The sequence below is a fragment of the Bartonella sp. OT172YNZD genome (assembly GCF_042193725.1).
Taxonomy (GTDB): Bacteria; Pseudomonadota; Alphaproteobacteria; order Rhizobiales; family Rhizobiaceae; genus Bartonella; species Bartonella grahamii_A.
The window spans coordinates 1-3136 of record NZ_JBHILZ010000040.1 but is presented as its reverse complement, the minus strand read 5'-3'; the positions used below and the strand labels follow the sequence as shown (position 1 = coordinate 3136).

Annotated in this window: 3 protein-coding genes and 1 pseudogene; all 4 read right to left on the bottom strand. The window is 32.5% G+C overall.

The features are described from left to right. Positions 1 to 1152: 1152 nt before the first annotated feature. Positions 1153 to 1631: pseudogene (locus ACFIJS_RS08700) on the bottom strand (SMI1/KNR4 family protein); the annotation flags it as partial. 107 nt (positions 1632 to 1738) lie between these two features. Beyond that, positions 1739 to 2020, bottom strand: coding sequence for a hypothetical protein (locus tag ACFIJS_RS08695; protein ID WP_375651213.1), 282 nt, complete (start codon positions 2018 to 2020; stop codon positions 1739 to 1741). After that, entirely contained in the window at positions 2017 to 2604 is a 588-nt protein-coding gene (locus ACFIJS_RS08690) for an SMI1/KNR4 family protein (RefSeq protein ID WP_375651211.1), read from the bottom strand. The genes ACFIJS_RS08695 and ACFIJS_RS08690 overlap by 4 nt, the downstream gene beginning before the upstream one ends. Before the next feature lie 53 nt (positions 2605 to 2657). Then, positions 2658 to 3136: HNH/ENDO VII family nuclease (locus ACFIJS_RS08685; RefSeq protein WP_375651209.1), on the bottom strand; the 479-nt coding region annotated here is incomplete at its 5' end.

Sequence of the window (3136 nt, the reverse complement as noted above, 5' to 3'; positions counted from 1 at the left end):
ACAAAACAATACAGATTGCCCCCGCTTTGCACTATTCATGAAGCACTCTTTAAAAAAACTTCATGAACCGCTAACAATACCAATCAAAACAGCCACTGCCCTATAACGCTTTTAAAAAAAGCACATGCCTCTGTAACCAAAGAAAAGTGACACACAAAAACTGCTTTATTTTAACTGCTGAAAATCTCTTCCCCCATATTTATATAAAAAGACCTCTAACCAAAACTGTTTAGCACGTCAATGTTTAATACATCAATATCCCCATAAATATAAAGGATAAATTTGCTAAACCATGTCCCCTTGCATTCATAAAGTAAACCTTCAAAGGACGCCTCATCTATGAGTTTTGAAGGTTTTAAGGATTTGAAAAACCTTCAAAATCTATCTGTAAACTGCCTCATAAAACGCTTCAAAATACATATTTTGATATCTTAAAACACTTAGTGCATTTGTCTTGATTAACTCGTGAAATGAACAGCAAATTTCACTATTTTGCTGATCTGACCCTGTTCACAGGCTGTAGATAAACAGTATTTAAAAACTCTTTTAAAAAAATTATCCGCTTTTTAGCATTTTTTTCAGTTTTTTCTCAATTCATTCAAAATGGATTTAATTAACTTCATTTCTATTCTTTTGAAAGACTTTAAAGGATCACATGATTTTCATAAAGCACGTTTTAATCACTCACTAAAATCATAAGGTTATCTATTTAAGTGACTGATAAGAATTCATTAAAGGGATTTTGATAACGCGATCAGTTTTTACACTTTCATACGATTTTCATAAGACACACTTTAATTACTCACTAAAATAATCTAGTTTATCAATTCAATTTACTGACACATAACTGACAAGTTTTAATCAATTCACATCATTGGTTATCTTTAAAGATTGTACAATTGATATGAATTATGTCTTAAAAACATTAACCTATTGAAATATAATGTTTTTAATTTTCTCTCATTTTAAAAAATAATATAGGCTCTAAAAAAAACTGACAACACTGACAAGACTGACACGATCTATTAAAAAGGATTTTTCTCATCTCTATAATTGTCAGTTTCTATTGAGATGTTTTCATAACGGTCTATAAATCACAATTATCCTATTTATCAACTAGTTGTATAACATCATCTAAGGTATAGGTTTTCATAAATCTTCTCCTGCATACTCTTTAATTCTTTTACAGAGAAATTCATAAAAATTACTGGCGTAATAAAGGGAATCTCCAGATATTACCTCAAAATAGAGTGGGCACTCTCCATCCTGAAATTGAGTATAATCAAAGTAAAAGGTTTCACCAAAATCTGTTCTACTCACAACAAGCTGCTGTGGTTTTGCTAAGCCTTGTTTTCTATCATTTAAGTTTTGGTAAACAACGTCATTAACAGAAACACCTATAGGATGCTCATAAAGACTATAGATTTCTTCACCACTAATGTCCCCGCCTTTATAATTTTTTAAAAACTCTTGTAAGACGATGTGAATTGTAAACCGAGAGCTTTCTCCGCCCTTTCAATCACAAGATCATCAACTGCATTATCTTTGGTACGAAAATGGATAATATCATCATCATATTTACTCACTTTATCAATTAATACTGCAACATCAGCTAAAGTATAGCTTTTCATAGATTATCCCCCCTAAAAAATATTAACGATGCTTGCATTCTTGAAAAGAAAAAAATAATGGTGGTTTAACATTGCAATTTGGAAGTAAAACCACCATACAAAGAAATTTACTTCAAATTATCTGTAATCCTTTTACAGAGGAATTCATAGAAGTTACTTGCATAATATTGTGGATCTTTGGGTGGAAAATCAAAATAGAGTGCACATTCTCCATTCTGGAATTGAGAATAATCGAAGAAAAATGTCTCTCCAAAATCGGTTCTACTAACAATAAGTTGCTGTGGCGTTGCAAAACCATTTTTTCTATAATTTAAGTTTTTATAAACAATATCATCACTACGAACAATCTCAAAGTTTGTATCATAAACGCTACATATTTCCCCTATCAATTGCCCCTCCTCCATAGTTTTTTCCAAAAGCTCTTGTAAAAAGGGATAGGTTGCGGAGTGGGAGTGTTCTCAATCTTTTCAATTGGTTGGTCTCCATCAGGTATCTCAACTCCCACGCTTTCTTTAATTCTTTTGCAAAGGAATTCATAAAAATTACTTGCGTAATATTCGCAATCTTCAGATGGAAGCATGACATAGAGTGGGCATTCACCATCCCGAAACTGCGTATAATCAAAGTAAAAAGTCTCACCAAAATCTGTTCTACTTACGATAAGCTGTTCTGGTGTCGCAAAACCCCTTTTTCTATTATTTAAGTTGCGAAAAACAATATCACCAGCAGCAATACCTATTCCACAATCCCTATAAACGCTACAGATTTCATAACCTCCAATTTCTCCTCCTTTATAATTTTTTAAAAAACTCTTATAAGAAGATGTAAATTGTAAACCGAGAGCTTTCTCCGCCTTTTCAATCAGTAGATCATCAACTGCATTGTCTGCAGTACCCAAATTGATAATCTCATCATCATATTTATTCACTTTATCAATTAATACTGCAACATCATCTAAGGTATAGGTTTTCATTAATTATTCTCCAAACTTCTTTTTTCTCTTTTCAATTAACCGTAGAGCATTTACTACCGATGCTCTTGTCCCCATCTGTCAAAATCTATCCCTATGATACTCCATTTCATATTGATTGTTCCTCCTAAATTATTGTTTGTTTGTTCTCTATATCCTTTAGCGCGTTCCTTCCAATATTCCTCTCTCCACTTACCAAACTTTTCTCTCTCTATAAGCGATTGATGTGTTTTGGGATTATCATGAATCACAGAAGTATATTTTTTATGAGATTCATGGCTAATTTCTGCTATGGGACTCTCATGCGTTTGTGAGAGATGATGCAGCTCAACTGATTCACCATCATATCCTATAGGTGCTCTTCCTGTTTCCATTCTCTCAATATTGGTGCCCCATACTTCTTCCCCTTTTACTGTCCAACTAACAATTTTATTAGGATCAAACAAATCGTCTCTCTTATAGGCTTTGTTAGTCTGTCCAAATTTGCTATCGGTAAATTTAGTGGGTTTCTTTTTTAACCACTTCTTTTTTTCTT

Coding starts and splice junctions, on each gene's coding strand:
- ACFIJS_RS08690 (WP_375651211.1), bottom strand. CDS start 2,604: ATGAAAACCTATACCTTAGATGATGTTGCAGTATTAATTGATAAAGTG.